15 protein-coding genes are annotated in these 13,810 nt (G+C 37.5%); 5 read left to right on the forward strand and 10 right to left on the reverse strand.

Annotated features, from left to right (window positions below; genetic code table 11):
• The first annotated feature begins 157 nt into the window (after positions 1–157).
• The 4 genes from OR571_RS06825 (at position 158) to OR571_RS06840 (ending at position 3,913) form a co-directional block, all read left to right on the forward strand.
• Positions 158–1,255: a hypothetical protein gene (locus OR571_RS06825; protein ID WP_282242090.1), complete on the forward strand. Its 1,098-nt coding sequence runs from the start codon at positions 158–160 to the stop codon at positions 1,253–1,255.
• A 3-nt stretch (positions 1,256–1,258) separates the two neighbouring features.
• Positions 1,259–2,482 carry an amidohydrolase family protein gene (locus OR571_RS06830; RefSeq protein ID WP_282242091.1) on the forward strand — a complete coding sequence of 408 codons (1,224 nt, stop codon included), beginning with the start codon at positions 1,259–1,261 and terminating at the stop codon, positions 2,480–2,482.
• 293 nt (positions 2,483–2,775) lie between these two features.
• Positions 2,776–3,570 carry a VLRF1 family aeRF1-type release factor gene (locus tag OR571_RS06835; RefSeq protein WP_282242092.1) on the forward strand — a complete coding sequence of 265 codons (795 nt, stop codon included), beginning with the start codon at positions 2,776–2,778 and terminating at the stop codon, positions 3,568–3,570.
• A gap of 133 nt (positions 3,571–3,703) precedes the next feature.
• Positions 3,704–3,913, forward strand: a complete 210-nt coding sequence (locus OR571_RS06840; protein ID WP_282242093.1) for an alpha/beta-type small acid-soluble spore protein — start codon at positions 3,704–3,706, stop codon at positions 3,911–3,913.
• A gap of 65 nt (positions 3,914–3,978) precedes the next feature.
• Here the strand turns inward: OR571_RS06840 and OR571_RS06845 are convergent, their stop codons facing one another.
• The 8 genes from OR571_RS06845 to hutU all read right to left on the reverse strand — a co-directional run bounded on the left by OR571_RS06845 (position 3,979) and on the right by hutU (position 11,029).
• Positions 3,979–4,272, reverse strand: coding sequence for a YxcD family protein (locus tag OR571_RS06845; protein ID WP_282242094.1), 294 nt, complete (start codon positions 4,270–4,272; stop codon positions 3,979–3,981).
• Entirely contained in the window at positions 4,260–4,706 is a 447-nt protein-coding gene (locus OR571_RS06850) for a hypothetical protein (protein WP_282242095.1), read from the reverse strand. Before OR571_RS06850 ends, OR571_RS06845 begins: the two co-directional genes overlap by 13 nt.
• Positions 4,707–5,123: 417 nt before the next feature.
• Positions 5,124–5,252: a sporulation histidine kinase inhibitor Sda gene (locus OR571_RS06855; protein WP_142540426.1), complete on the reverse strand. Its 129-nt coding sequence runs from the start codon at positions 5,250–5,252 to the stop codon at positions 5,124–5,126.
• Positions 5,253–5,674: 422 nt separating this feature from the next.
• Entirely contained in the window at positions 5,675–5,812 is a 138-nt protein-coding gene (locus OR571_RS06860; protein WP_282242096.1) for a hypothetical protein, read from the reverse strand.
• 219 nt (positions 5,813–6,031) lie between these two features.
• Complete coding sequence (locus OR571_RS06865; protein WP_282242097.1) at positions 6,032–6,205, reverse strand: hypothetical protein; 174 nt, start codon at positions 6,203–6,205, stop codon at positions 6,032–6,034.
• 359 nt (positions 6,206–6,564) lie between these two features.
• On the reverse strand, positions 6,565–8,061 hold the full coding sequence (gene hutH / locus OR571_RS06870; RefSeq protein WP_282242098.1) for a histidine ammonia-lyase: 1,497 nt from the start codon (positions 8,059–8,061) through the stop codon (positions 6,565–6,567).
• Between the two features lie 35 nt (positions 8,062–8,096).
• Positions 8,097–9,356, reverse strand: coding sequence for an imidazolonepropionase (gene hutI / locus OR571_RS06875; protein ID WP_282242099.1), 1,260 nt, complete (start codon positions 9,354–9,356; stop codon positions 8,097–8,099).
• A gap of 5 nt (positions 9,357–9,361) precedes the next feature.
• Positions 9,362–11,029 carry a urocanate hydratase gene (hutU, locus tag OR571_RS06880; protein ID WP_282242100.1) on the reverse strand — a complete coding sequence of 556 codons (1,668 nt, stop codon included), beginning with the start codon at positions 11,027–11,029 and terminating at the stop codon, positions 9,362–9,364.
• Between the two features lie 507 nt (positions 11,030–11,536).
• Between hutU and OR571_RS06885 the strand changes: the two genes are divergently transcribed.
• On the forward strand, positions 11,537–12,421 hold the full coding sequence (locus OR571_RS06885; protein ID WP_282242101.1) for a DUF4349 domain-containing protein: 885 nt from the start codon (positions 11,537–11,539) through the stop codon (positions 12,419–12,421).
• Positions 12,422–12,478: 57 nt separating this feature from the next.
• Here OR571_RS06885 and OR571_RS06890 read toward each other — a convergent pair whose 3' ends face one another.
• Positions 12,479–13,195 carry a YwaF family protein gene (locus tag OR571_RS06890; RefSeq protein ID WP_282242102.1) on the reverse strand — a complete coding sequence of 239 codons (717 nt, stop codon included), beginning with the start codon at positions 13,193–13,195 and terminating at the stop codon, positions 12,479–12,481.
• A 28-nt stretch (positions 13,196–13,223) separates the two neighbouring features.
• The gene (locus OR571_RS06895) at positions 13,224–13,559 is read right to left on the reverse strand and encodes a L,D-transpeptidase (RefSeq protein WP_282242103.1); all 336 of its coding nucleotides are present in this window, start codon (positions 13,557–13,559) and stop codon (positions 13,224–13,226) included.
• Positions 13,560–13,810 lie beyond the last annotated feature (251 nt).

Genomic DNA, 13,810 nt, shown 5'->3' on the forward strand with positions numbered 1-13,810 from the left:
TTAAAAATCGTTTTCTATATTTTACGTTAGAATTTATTAATTGTTTGGGAGTTTTTTAGCTAAATTAAAAAGAATGCTTAATCAATAAAGTGGAGACAAACACACATTTTTTAAATTGGTCATAAAGTATAGAAAGTGGTGTGGGGAGGTTGTTCGTATGGAGAAAAATAAAGAAACAAGCTTTAAATTAAAGGGTTCTCGTTCGAAATGGCATCCAGTAGAAGCTGTCGGAATTCTATTAGTTGTTGCTTCGTTACTAATCCTATTATTTGATCCTAATTCTCTCTCTAATTTTTTTAACACGATTATTGCTGAGGTAAAACCTATTGTAGTGGATGTTTTTTTAACAAGTGAAATAGGAATTGCCATCATTATTAGTGTGATCTTCGGACGTATGATTGAACGTTTAGGATTTACCGATGGGTTAATCCGGATATTTGTTCCGATTATGAAATTGCTTAAAATAAACCCATCTGTCATTGTACCGAGTGTTTATAACATTTTAGGTGATATTAATGCAGCTGGAAAAATTGCTGGACCTGTTCTGGTGAAGGCAAAAGCGACGAAAGCAGAACAAAAAATAGCTGTTGCAACGATGATACAATCTCCGCAATCCTTTGCTACGTTAGTGCTAGGTCTCATTGCACTTTCTGCGTTCAACATTAATGCGTTTCCGCTTATAATACTTTCTATCTTTGTTCCGATTGTTGTGGTTCCATGGATATTATCCATCACAATTTACCGAGATACAAAAAAGGTTGATTTGGAAAGTTTACCCCGATTTACGCCAAAAACAAAATTTCTTGAAACAATTTTTTCTTCTGCGAAAGAAGGCGCTGAGCTTCTATTTTTAATCATTATTCCTGCTGTTGCAGCTGTGTTTTTCTTTATAGGTGCACTAAGATTTTTAGGAGCCTGGGATTTTATTGAATCGAATTTATCCACTGTACTAACATTCTTAAGTATCGAGCCAGCGACAGGTATTGTATCCGTTCTTGCCGCTCCTACGCTTGCTGTAGCCCAGCTGGCAGAATTAACGTCGTCCATTGATGCACGATTAATAGTTGGCTCTTTTGTTTTAGCAAATTCCGGGTTACCATTATCCGTTATTTTCGGTCAAATTCCTGCAACTTGGGCAGAAGTTTCAAGCTTGAATGAGAGAGAAGCGTTAGTAGCATCGATTATCGGACTAATTATTAGAATCGCGACTGCCTGTTTACTTGCGTATTTTTTAACGCCATTTTTGGTAGGATAAACAATGAGTATTTATATGATTCGTGCTAAAAAAATTATAACTGTGAGTCATATCGGAACGATTGAAGATGGAGCAATGGTGATTCAAAATGAAAAAATAATAGAAGTAGGAACATGGGAAAACATTCGTAAACAATATTCCTCTATACAAGTTATCGATTATACAAACGATGTAGTGACTCCTTCTTTAGTCGATTGCCATACCCATTTACTTGAATTTGCGCCAACTTCGCTTTATCCAGTTACTTCGGATACTCATTTCCTAGCAGGAAAAGCAATTCTTCTTCATGCTTTATCTACGGGCATTACAGCACTAGGAGAACAAATTTGCGGTCATCCACTTGGTGATTTTTCTATCGAAGATTATAGGAAAGCGGTTCATGGAATTCCACTAAACGTTTCTTTTGCAACAACTAGTATATCCATTGGCTTTGAGAAAATAGCTCATTTTACTTCGATAACGCAGTCTAAAGCGGTTCATAAAAAGGATTTAGTAGATCCTTTTTTAGTAAGACAAATTGCAAAAGAGAGTGAATATCCAGGTGAAAATATATTTATCAATGCAACTCCAGCCAATTTCACTAAAAATGAAGTACCAAAAGCCGGAGAATTAATTTATACAATAGAGGAAATGCAACAAATTGTGGATATCTACCATGGGTTTGGAAAGAAGATAGGTGCACATGTAGCTGGTATAGTGGGAATAGAGATGGCGTTGGAAGTAGGTGTGGATGTTTTACATCATGCCCACAGCATTACCGATGAGCTAATAGCAAGAGCTTCAGATCAGGGTGTGCAAATAGTTGCAACCCCAATGGGAGGAACGCATTTAACACCAAATTCTCCGGAAGAAATACTGAAATTTATAAAGGCTGGCATTCCTGTTTCCATTTCTACTGATGCTTATTTACCGCCATATCCAGAAGTACCTTGGCTTCCTTATGAAGATAAATTGTTAAAAGGACCTGACCAATTAATGTTAATTGCCAACCCATCTATGCAAGTTTTAAAGGAAAATAATTTCGATGAAAATGCAATTTTAGCTTTACTTACCAATAATCCAGCGACTATATTAGGCAAGCACCATCAATTTGGTCGTTTAGAAAAAGGGCTAGATGCCAATTTTATAGTAGCAGAGGGTATTCCGGGCTTGGAAATCACCGATATAGAGAGAATAAAAAAAGTGTATTATCAAGGGAAATTGGTAATAAGTCGACCCTTTTCATAATATCGGATTTTGGCAAGTCGCTATAGACGGCGCAGGCACCTCGCTCACCAAACGAAAATTATGCATATTAAGAAGCAAGTTTACCTCTTTTAGTTTCACTCTAGATCGTCCTTACTCTGAGCTTCCATATGATGCACAAATCCGATGTTGCACAAACTATCCTTTAGAAGGGTAGTTTTTTTATTTCTAAAAAAATGAAAATGAACCTATAAACATAACACTTCAATTGCGGATTTTCTAAACGGTCGAGGGAAATGCTAAGAGTGTAAGTAAAAAAGGAGGTTTTAGGATAAATGACGATAAATAAAGAACTGGAAGCTTTAAAAGCGTATAGCTGTACAGATCGTTGTGTGTTAAGTGTTTATTTAAATACGAATCCTGCAGACCCAGATACACTAAAAGGTGCTTGGAAAATCCATCTGAAAAGTGGCTTAAAAAGAATTGGTGAATATTTGGAAGCATCAAATGATGAGCGGGAAATAAAAGCATTCGAACAAATAAAGAAAAAAGTGTTCAATGAGATAGAAGAAAATGCCCATGATCTTCGAAAAGGAATTGTCATTTTTGCTACTGCAAATGAAGATATATGGTCTGTCTATTATGCACAGGTACCGGTTAAAACAAATTTTTACTGGGAAAACCATGCGATGACAGAACAATTAGAGTATATGTATAAAGCATATCCAGAAGCGGGAATAATCATGCCAAGCTTTGGAGAAGTCCGTATTTTAGATACTGCGATGGGATTAGTTAGAGACGACTTAACATTTAAATTTGACCCGGTTTCGGAAGAGTGGAGAGAAAAGAAAAAAATAGATGCAAAAGGAAGACGTGCAGTTGCTGACAGTAGAACCGCCGTATTAGAGCCAGGATACAGAATAAATGCGAATAACCTCTTTAAAGGAATGAGGGTGACCATTGAACAACTAAAGAAAAAACGAGGTTGGCGGGAGTTCCATGTAGCCGGAGAGGCAGAAATGGCAAAAGCTTTTACAGATAGTATCAGGGATTTGCCTGCGAGCTGCATTCACAAAAATTTAAATAACAGTAAATCAAATGAAATAATTCATCAAATTTTCGAGAAGTAACCATAAGAGATGGAGCTAAGCAATCTGCTTAGCCTCATTTACCTAGATGAAAAACTCACAAAAATAAACTTTTATTTTATTGCATAAATGATCCTAAATCGCACAATATAATTTCACAAGGAGGTGAAACAACATGGCAAATCGTAATTCAAATCAACTTCTAGTACCAGGGGTGCAACAAGCTCTTGACCAAATGAAATATGAAATTGCACAAGAATTCGGTGTAAACCTTGGCGGAGACTCTACAGCGCGTGCTAACGGTTCCGTTGGCGGAGAAATTACTAAGCGTTTAGTAGCTCAAGCTCAAGCACAAATGAGTGGACAATCATTTAACCAACAATAACAAAATAGACCGGTGGCAAAAAATTGCCGCCGGTTTTTCAATGTCATCGGAATTGCCTTTAGTTTTTAATGGACTGCCGCTATAATGCCTTGTTCATCATCTAAAATTAATTCGATTCCTGTTGAGTTAGGGTCAAGATTCATAAATTCTTGCAGTGTCATACGCAGTGCTTCAATTAAATTTAATGTACTTAAGAATTGTTGTTGCCCATTGACATAAGCCTCTGCTGTAAAACCAGAATCGTCATCATCATACATAAGCTCGACTTCCACTTCTTCAGGGATTGTATTTTTTTGGCGTGCAATATATACACATACAGCGTTAATAATGTTTTGTTCTGGGATTATTAACTTCTCCATGAGTTAGCATCCTCTTTTTTCTTGTCTTTAAACAAACGGAAGATTTTACGTATAACTACAACAATTAAAATAATCGCTGCAGCGTTTATTGCAAATCCTAAAATAGATCCAAGCAAGCCCATATTAGCGAACAGGCTACCGAATAATAAACCAGCAATTCCACCAATAAATAAGCCTTTCATTAGACCACCTGCAGTAAATCCTCCCTTAGTGTTTGTATTAGAATTGGATTTACTTGTTGCGGTTGTAGAATCCTCTTTTTTCTTTTGGATATTTGAATTATTGTTTGTTGAATTGTTATTTGTATTGAAACTTTTCTTACCTGATTTATATTTTTTTGCTTCTGCTGTGATTGTGTCCTCGTTAAATACAAAGTTTCCAACAGATGAAAACACAAGAGTCGCTGTTAATAAAAATATAGCTAATTTTTTCAATTTAGATAACCTCCATAAATAATAACTATATGCCAATTTAACATAAGCATATAATTTAACTCTATACTATTTACGAACCAAAGAAAAGAAAGTTACACTTTATGTATGGTTTTTTATAGATAGTGATAAAAAATAAAAGTTATGCACAATTATGTGGAAAACCTGTTAGTAAATTCATTAGTGTTGATAATAATTAACTGTTTTATTGGTTTGAACTTGTGTATAACTTTATCCACAAATACACAAGTAAAAAATAATGTCGAAATTTTTTTCGAATAGAAATGGAATGAGAGGAATATTAATAAGTAAAATAGTATAAAAAAAGACACCTCATAAATTTAACCGTTCGGTAGGTGTCTATTAGATAAAAGTATAGGTTATTTTTCACAATAGATCGGTGAAAATTACTTAGAAAGATTATGCATGCACAATCAATGAGCGTCGGCAAATTTCATTTTCCAAGAGAGATATAAAATCACTAGAGAGTTTCAACTCTTTTGCTCGTTTATAAGACTCTAATAACAATTCATCTGGCATTTTACTCATTTTAATAACACCTCCTGATTATATTTCATTCACTAAAGTCTATTGTGAAAAATAAAATGAATAGTTTATATCTATAACTTTAATCTAACAAAAAGTTAGGTTAAGAACAACTGTTCTCTTATCCACAGATGATAGTGGATAACCTGTTAACAATTGTTAATAAGTTTGTACAAATGTTTATACAACAGTTGGAATTTTGTGAATAACTTTATCCACAAAAGTATATAACTCGAATTTTGTCGAAACATTTTTATCGATATAACTAAATATTTGATTCTAAATTATCTTATTGTGCATAAAATAGATTTTTTCGTCCATATTTTATCATTTATTCATAAGTCTCACTTATACTTAAGAAAATCGATATTAATACGACGGACTTATCCACAAATAATTCGAATATTTATTGCGAATATTTTAGGTTAGTCTTGATTTTTATCTATTACCTCCTCATCTGTGTCTTCTATATTTTCTTCATTTACGTTCGTATCTTCTGCTTCACTATCGTTGTCTTTCACATCCACATTAAAATCTACATCTTCATCTACAGGGTCATTCATATCATTATCATCTGGATCATCACCGCAAGCTGCTAGTAATCCTACTGAAAGAAAAGCTGCTGCACTTAATTTCCATCCTTTATGATCCTTATTTAAATTCGTAGTTCCTATAGGTTGTACAAATGAATCTTCCTATGTATTTCCCACAGTTATTATTTTCTAAACCTGTATTTTAAAATGGAAGCATAAAAGAAAAACCACCGTAGTGGTTTTTGGATTTTATTCGCCATCTTTGTTTTCTTCTTCAATCTCTTGTTCTATTTCTTCATCAATAGTGTCATCCACATCTGATTCATTTTCCCCGTCCCCACATGCTGCCAAAAAGGCTACTGAAAGAAATGTTGCTGCACCGACTTTCCACCATCTACGTTCTGCGATTGAATTCGTTGTCATATGAATTTCCTCCTAATTGTAGTTTCTTTTTAATACTTAGATATTAACTACCCCATATTCTATATAGGTAAACCTTTTGTTTGGAATCATTCTCACATAGCTGTTTTACGTAGGAGTATTACAATGTTTTGTTTGGTACTTTGATTGCCTACACTACTAACGTGCAACGAACGAAGGCTCCCATATAGTTACCGAAAAAAATGCGAAAGGGATGCAACAAGTCGCATCCTTTTCGCGTTAAGAGTTTCTGTAATAGTGTTGAAATCGTTTTGGTCCAACATATTAAAGCACCTGGTAAATGTCTTAATATGAATAAACAATTTGTGGGAACCTTTGATTAAACTTTACATATATCCTTCTTATTTATTTTTCATAGTTTCTTCTTTCATATAGTCGTTTAGCTTTTCTATATCTTCATGAAAGATACGATCTTCCGTGATTGATGGGGTTATTTCTCTTATATCCTCCCATTTCCTGAAGAGGGAAGGGGACATTAAGGTAACTCCACGATATTCTACACCTTGTGCTGCGCATAAAGCCTCAATCGCTAGGACTCTACGTGCGTTTTGAATAATGAGTGAGGCGTGTCTTGCACCGATTGTCCCCATACTGACGTGGTCTTCTTGATTTGCAGACGAAGGGATAGAGTCAACAGAGGCCGGATGGGCAAGTGTTTTGTTTTCCGACACTAAGCTTGCGGCAGCATATTGTAAAATCATAGCACCTGATTGAAGCCCAGGTTGCGCGCTTAAAAAAGGTGGAAGTCCTTCGTTCAATTGAGGATTAACGAGTCTTTCTATTCTTCTTTCGGAAACGTTCGCAAGCTCTGCAATTCCTATTTTTAAGAAGTCCATTGCAAAGGCAATCGATTGCCCGTGAAAGTTTCCACCTGAAATAACGGCTTCGCCATTCTCTACTATTAACGGATTATCCGTTGCGGCATTCATCTCAATCTCTAGTTTTTCTTTTACGTACTCTAATACTTGCCAACTAGCTCCATGGATTTGAGGGATACAACGTAAAGAATAAGCATCCTGTACACGTTTCTCTCCTTGTTTAGTCACAAGTTGGCTTCCTTCAAGCCATTTTAGCATACGTTGTGCAACTTCCACTTGCTCCGAGTAGCCACGCGCTTCATGAATTGCGGGGTGGAACGCGTCGGTTATACCATGCAAAGCTTCCATTGACATAGCGGCAATCCACTCACTTTGATAGGCAAGTGTTTCCGATTCTAACCAATTTACAACGCCTTGTGCTGTCATCGCTTGGGTTCCGTTTATAAGTGCGAGACCTTCTTTAGCTTCGAGTATAATTGGTTGTAGATTGTGATTAGCCCATATTTCATTAGAGGGGATATGTTTCTCACCATCCCATACAAAGCCTTCCCCAATAAGGACTAGGGCTAAATGAGAGAGGGGAGCCAAATCCCCGGATGCACCTAGTGAACCTTGTTGTGGAATTACTGGGTGAATTCTGTGATTTACCATATATGCGAGCCGCTCAAGTACTTCCAGACGAATACCCGAAAATCCTTTTAACAATGCATTCAATCTTAATATAATCATGGCACGTGATACTATTTCATCAAAAGGCTGACCTATCCCACAGGCATGTGAGCGAATGAGATGAAGTTGAAGTGCACGAACGTTCCCTTCATCAATGCTTACATCACTGAATTTTCCGAAGCCTGTGTTGATGCCATATACAGTTCGCCGTTCTTTTACTATTTTTTCTACCGCTTTTCTACTTTTAACAACCGCTTCTATAGCATTTTTTTCAAGCTTAACTTGTTTATTCTGATATAAAAGGGCACGCATATTTTCCAGCGTCAGTCCATTTCCTTTTAAACTAATCATTCCTATTCACGTTCTTTCTTCGTAAAGTTTCTGTTTTAACGAACGACCTTCAGCCCTTTTTTCCACACTGTTTTTACGTGATTCACACCAAACAAATATTGTAGTTGCTGATAACTTTGGACGTTCCAAAGAACGACGTCTGCTTGTTTTCCAACTTCTAAAGAACCAACCTTATCTTCCATTTGAATTGCACAAGCTGCATTATAAGTAGCGGCACATAAACTTTCTGCAGGTGTGAGTCTCATCGAGATGCAAGCTAAATTCATTACTAGTGGCATAGAAGTAGTGGGGGAGGAGCCGGGGTTGCAGTCTGTAGAAATTGCAACAGGCACCCCTGCATCAATCATTCTTCTACCTTTTGCAGCTGTTTCTCTTAAATACAGAGCCGTAGCTGGCAGTAAACAAGCAATAACTCCTTTCTCAGCCATTGCTTGAATACCTTCCTCTGTTGTTTTCAATAAATGCTCTGCAGAAATTGCTCCTACTTTTGCTGCAAGCTCAGCTCCTTGGTATGGTTCAATTTCATCTGCATGTATTTTCGGGATAAGACCGTGCGATTTACCGGCTTCTAAAATACGCTCGGTTTGTTCTGGTGTAAAAACTCCAACTTCACAAAAAACATCATTAAACTTTGCTAGTTTATCTTTAGCAACCAAGGGCAGCATTTCATTAATAATGAGATCTACATAATCCTCTTCACGGTCTTTAAATGCTACGGGAACGGCATGTGCACCCATAAATGTGGGGACAATATCTATTGGATGCTCCTCTTGCAATCGTTTCATTACACGAAGTTGTTTTAGTTCCGTTTCTAAATCTAATCCATATCCACTTTTTCCTTCAATAGTAGTTACTCCATGCGCCAAGAAAGAATCTAGTCTTTTGGAAGTTTGAATGACAAGTTCGTTCTCTGTTGCCTCGCGGGTCATTCGTGTCGTAGCATGAATCCCACCACCAGCACTCATAATATCCATATACGTAGCGCCTTCCAGACGCATCTCGAATTCCCGTTCCCTACTGCCTCCAAACGCAATATGGGTATGAGGGTCTACTAGACCAGGAGTTACGAGATGGCCGGTTGCATCTATGATCTCTACATCCGCTTCACTTTTCGTATAGAAAAGTTCCAATTCTTCCGTAGTACCAACTGCTTGAATTAGTCCGTCCTTAAGCCATATACTTCCATTTTCAATAATTGCTAAATCGCTCATTGCACCTTTTACACGGGGGCCTTCTGATTTACTTGCTAAAGTGACCAACTGCGATGCGTGCTTGATCCAAACTGCTTTTCTCATTGTAATTAGTCCTCCTGCTTCATCATCGGTATGTGAACCCCTTTGTCACGTGCAGTTTTTTCAGCTAGCTCATAACCAGCGTCAAAATGACGAACAATACCCATGCCAGGGTCTGACGTTAGTACTCGTTCTAGTCTTACTTCAGCGGCTTTCGTACCGTCAGCGACAATGACCATACCTGCATGGATGGAATATCCCATACCAACTCCTCCTCCATGGTGAAGAGATACCCATGTTGCACCGCCAACTGCATTTATCATGGCATTAAGTATTGGCCAGTCTGCTACTGCGTCCGAACCATCTTTCATCGCTTCTGTTTCCCGATTAGGGGAAGCGACGGAACCTGAATCGAGATGATCTCTACCAATGACAATAGGCGCTTTTAATTCACCAGAGGCGACCATATCGTTTATAATTTTTCCGAAGCGGGCGCGTTCTCCATAGCCTAGCCAGCAAATACGGGAAGGAAGACCTTGAAATTGAATTTTTTCTCGGGCCATTTTGATCCAGTTACATAAATGATTGTTATAGCTAAACTCCCGTAAAATCACTTCGTCTGTTTTATAAATGTCTTCAGGATCACCAGACAATGCCACCCAACGGAAGGGACCTTTTCCTTCACAAAACTGGGGACGAATATATGCTGGAACGAACCCTGGGAAGTCAAATGCCCGTTCAAAGCCAGCATCTTTTGCTACTTGACGAATATTATTTCCGTAGTCAAATGTCACGGCACCCTGATCCATCATGTCGACCATTGCACGCACATGCTTTTCCATTGATGCTTTAGCTAGTTTTACATATCCTTCTGGATCATCAACTCTCTTTTTCATAGCATCTTCTAGACTCATTTGGGAAGGGATATATCCATTTAAAGGATCATGGGCAGATGTTTGATCTGTTAATATATCCGGAATAAAGCCACGAGTTATCATTTCAGGTAAAATATCGGCTGCATTTCCTATAAGGCCAATCGATAGGGCTTTCCCTTCCTGTTTTGCTTCTTTAGCCAAACGAATCGCTTCCTCTAGTGAATCTGTTTTGGAATCCGTGTAACCCGTTTCGATTCTTCGATCAATACGTGATTCATCCACATCAATTCCGATGCAAACTCCACCATTCATCGTCACTGCGAGTGACTGAGCTCCCCCCATGCCACCAAGACCCGCTGTAAGTGTTATAGTATTTTTTAAAGTTCCGCCAAAATGTTGTTTTGCAAGCTCTGCAAATGTTTCATACGTACCTTGAACAATCCCTTGAGAGCCAATGTATATCCAACTCCCAGCAGTCATTTGTCCGTACATCATGAGTCCTTTTTTATCGAGCTCATGGAAATGTTCCCATGTTGCAAATGCTGGAACTAAGTTAGAGTTTGCTATAAGAACTCGAGGAGCATCTGCATGAGATTTAAATACCGCAACTGGTTTCCCGGATTGGACAAGCAATGTTTCGTCATTTTCTAATTCCTTTAAAGAGCGGATAATTCCATCAAAAGCATCCCAGTTCCGTGCTGCTTTTCCGATACCGCCATATACAACTAGATCATCTGGATGTTCTGCGACTTCTGCATCCAAATTGTTCATCAGCATGCGAAGAGCAGCTTCTTGAAGCCAGCCTTTAGTATTTAATGTTGTTCCTCTGTATCTGATTACTTTTTCACTTGCTTTACTCATATGAAAGTCCTCCTTCTATTTTTATCCCGCATTAACGGGCAGTGAGACTCCCGCTTCAAGATGTTAGAAAAGTGAAAAGATAAGTGGGAGATCAACTGCCTGTAAAAGTCTGATGAAATGATCCCAGACTAAGTACGCAACATCGTGTTGCTCCTGCGCAAAGCTCGTCGCAAAATAAAAGAGCGTTTGCAACGTCTGTGTGACCCACATCGTGTGGGACACAACTAACAATCAGTGGGATGACGGGGACTAAAAGCGCGACGTCCATGTCGCAACGTCCCCACTAGCACGTCCTGTGCGTCGAAAAATCCCCTCTGATGGAAGTTTCACTTTATATCTATTCTATCTGAATCTTTCGGTAATTTAAGTGTTTTTGAGAAAAAAGTAAAAATTTCTCATCTGCTAATAGACTGTTTTATTAGCTTGGTAAAATAAAATTTTCTGACTTTTTGTAACTCTTCATATAACAAACCGTCTGTTTATATATAGACAAGGGGGTAGGTAAACATGAAAAAAGGGGTCTTCTATTTTCTTTTATTCGTACTTTTGGGTTTCCTTGTAGCTTGTAGTGCAGCTGAAGAAAGTAAGAGTGTTTCAGAAATGGATAGTGCAAATGATTCTGCCGCATATGTAGAGAAAGAGGAAAGTTTGGCGGTGGAAGGAGAAGAAAAAAGTGCGGAAGAACCCATTGAGGCAAATGAGCAGCGTATGATTATTCATAATGCTATTATTCGAACGAATGTAAAAGAACTTGTAAAAGCGCAAAGTAATATCGAGCAGAAGGTGAAGGAGTACGGAGGCTATATCGTTGAGTCCAATGTATATAAAGAAGATGACCAGACGAGTAATGGTCATATGGTAGTCCGAATACCAGAAATGCATTTCGAAACTTTTTTATCCGATGCAGAAGGGGAAGCGTCAAAGGTATTAGAGCGTAACGTTACTGGTCAGGATGTTACAGAGCAATATGTGGATTTAACTTCCCGTCTAAAATCTAAAAGAGTAGTCGAAGAACGTTTGCTCACGTTTATGGAAGGAGCAGAGAAAACGGAGGATTTATTGAAAATTTCTTCCGATTTAGCAAAAGTCCAGGAAGAAATAGAAGTGATAGTCGGTAAGATGAAATATCTGGAGAACCAGTCTTCCTTTTCGACAATTGAACTAACAATGATTGAAAATCGGGTTATTGTTCCCGGAATTGAAAATAATGATTTAAATACTTGGGAAAAGACGAAGAGTCAGTTTGTCACTAGTACAAACGCAATACTTGCTGGTGCTTCTGCTATTGTAGTATTTTTCATTGGAAATTTACCGGTCTTTCTAATATTAAGTGTAATTGCGTTTGCCGTGTATTGGATGATCAAAAGAAGAAGATTGGTTCAGAAACAGTAAATTAATTGAAAAAGCCAACTTCCATGGAAGTTGGCTTTTATGATAGAAAACTTTGTATCACGCCAAATCATTTTGAGGAGATTTCCATTTCCGAAAGATTAACCAGACAAGAACAAAAATGCTAAAAGCGACTATTTCTAAAGAAATGATATACCAAGGATATGGTCCCAAGAAATCTAGTAAACTCCCATTAATCGGTTTTTCTCTTAAAAACATATAGTTACCTTGGATAAGGATATTCAGTATAAAAATGAAAGGAAAGATGATATTTAATACAAGCATAGTTTGTATAATCCCTATAAAAGTAGGTCTATAGCCTTTTACCCATAGAATATAAAAGGCGGTCAATATAATTCCGATATGCACATAAAAGAAATGTATAAATTTAAAGTCAGGGAAATGCACAATGATAGAAGGGGTTAGCACAGCTTGAAGCGCACCTCCCATGCCAGCAAAAAAGATAAAGTCATATAGTCGCTTGCTTCCAGTCCATAAGAGGAAACATGAGCAAAAAAGACTTAAACTACATAGATGAAATGGTAATGATTCACTGAAAGTCCATATCCCATCTCGAATTAAGATAAGATGGTAGGAAATTTCCATTACCAGTAAGGAAAGTGCGTAGAAACGTTCAAAGAGAAGTGTGTGGTTAAATGGATGAGCTAATACATTTCTTAACATATATAAAAGTGATACACAGATGAATAACACTGCAATTGCGATTAAATGTTCGAGCGAAAACAAGAAGAATGTAGTTATCGTATTTTCCTTCACATGCTATCCCTCATTTCGTCTTTCGATCTTATTGGTGAATATACACATTGGTACTCGTTGGAACCATAGAGGAAAGTTCTAATACGTCTTTGTTATGCATCCGAATACAGCCATGCGACACTTTTTTTCCGATAGATGACGGGTCATTAGTTCCGTGTATACCGTAATGTGGTTTGGATAAACCCATCCATAATGCACCAAAAGGTCCTCCGGGATCCACTTCCTTGTTAATGATAATGTAATTTCCTGTTGGAGTAGGCGTCAATATTTTCCCAACCGCAATTGGGTATGTCTTTAATAATACACTAGCATTGTACAGCTTTAATTGCCGCTTTTTAACGGAAACATCAATCCATAGGGTCATAAAATCATCTCCTAATAAGTCTAGTTTTATCATATGGGGGAGATGAAGGATAAGTGTACATGACAAGAATTTGACGAGCTTAAGGAGACTTGTCCTACACCTATAGGAAAAAGTTTTAAAGTTAAATGTATTGGACAATCATTCACCTCCATATACTTTATCAATCAACTAAAGGAGTGAATGAATGGCAAATCAGAAATGTAAAAAGTGCAATAAAACAGGTGCTGGTACTTGTAAATGTAAGTAACGTG

Origin of the sequence: Psychrobacillus sp. NEAU-3TGS (assembly GCF_029955155.1) — a bacterium.
GTDB lineage: Bacteria > Bacillota > Bacilli > Bacillales_A > Planococcaceae > Psychrobacillus.

What these genes read in the sequence shown, in the direction of transcription:
- OR571_RS06855 (WP_142540426.1), bottom strand. Translation starts at nt 5,252, where the DNA reads ATGAGTAAAATGCCAGATGAATTGTTATTAGAGTCTTATAAACGAGCA.
- hutU (WP_282242100.1), bottom strand. Translation starts at nt 11,029, where the DNA reads ATGAGTAAAGCAAGTGAAAAAGTAATCAGATACAGAGGAACAACATTA.
- OR571_RS06830 (WP_282242091.1), top strand. Translation starts at nt 1,259, where the DNA reads ATGAGTATTTATATGATTCGTGCTAAAAAAATTATAACTGTGAGTCAT.
- OR571_RS06825 (WP_282242090.1), top strand. Translation starts at nt 158, where the DNA reads ATGGAGAAAAATAAAGAAACAAGCTTTAAATTAAAGGGTTCTCGTTCG.
- OR571_RS06865 (WP_282242097.1), bottom strand. Translation starts at nt 6,205, where the DNA reads ATGACAACGAATTCAATCGCAGAACGTAGATGGTGGAAAGTCGGTGCA.
- OR571_RS06860 (WP_282242096.1), bottom strand. Translation starts at nt 5,812, where the DNA reads ATGAATGACCCTGTAGATGAAGATGTAGATTTTAATGTGGATGTGAAA.
- hutH (WP_282242098.1), bottom strand. Translation starts at nt 8,061, where the DNA reads ATGATTAGTTTAAAAGGAAATGGACTGACGCTGGAAAATATGCGTGCC.
- OR571_RS06895 (WP_282242103.1), bottom strand. Translation starts at nt 13,559, where the DNA reads ATGACCCTATGGATTGATGTTTCCGTTAAAAAGCGGCAATTAAAGCTG.
- OR571_RS06845 (WP_282242094.1), bottom strand. Translation starts at nt 4,272, where the DNA reads ATGGAGAAGTTAATAATCCCAGAACAAAACATTATTAACGCTGTATGT.
- hutI (WP_282242099.1), bottom strand. Translation starts at nt 9,356, where the DNA reads ATGAGAAAAGCAGTTTGGATCAAGCACGCATCGCAGTTGGTCACTTTA.
- OR571_RS06840 (WP_282242093.1), top strand. Translation starts at nt 3,704, where the DNA reads ATGGCAAATCGTAATTCAAATCAACTTCTAGTACCAGGGGTGCAACAA.
- OR571_RS06835 (WP_282242092.1), top strand. Translation starts at nt 2,776, where the DNA reads ATGACGATAAATAAAGAACTGGAAGCTTTAAAAGCGTATAGCTGTACA.
- OR571_RS06885 (WP_282242101.1), top strand. Translation starts at nt 11,537, where the DNA reads ATGAAAAAAGGGGTCTTCTATTTTCTTTTATTCGTACTTTTGGGTTTC.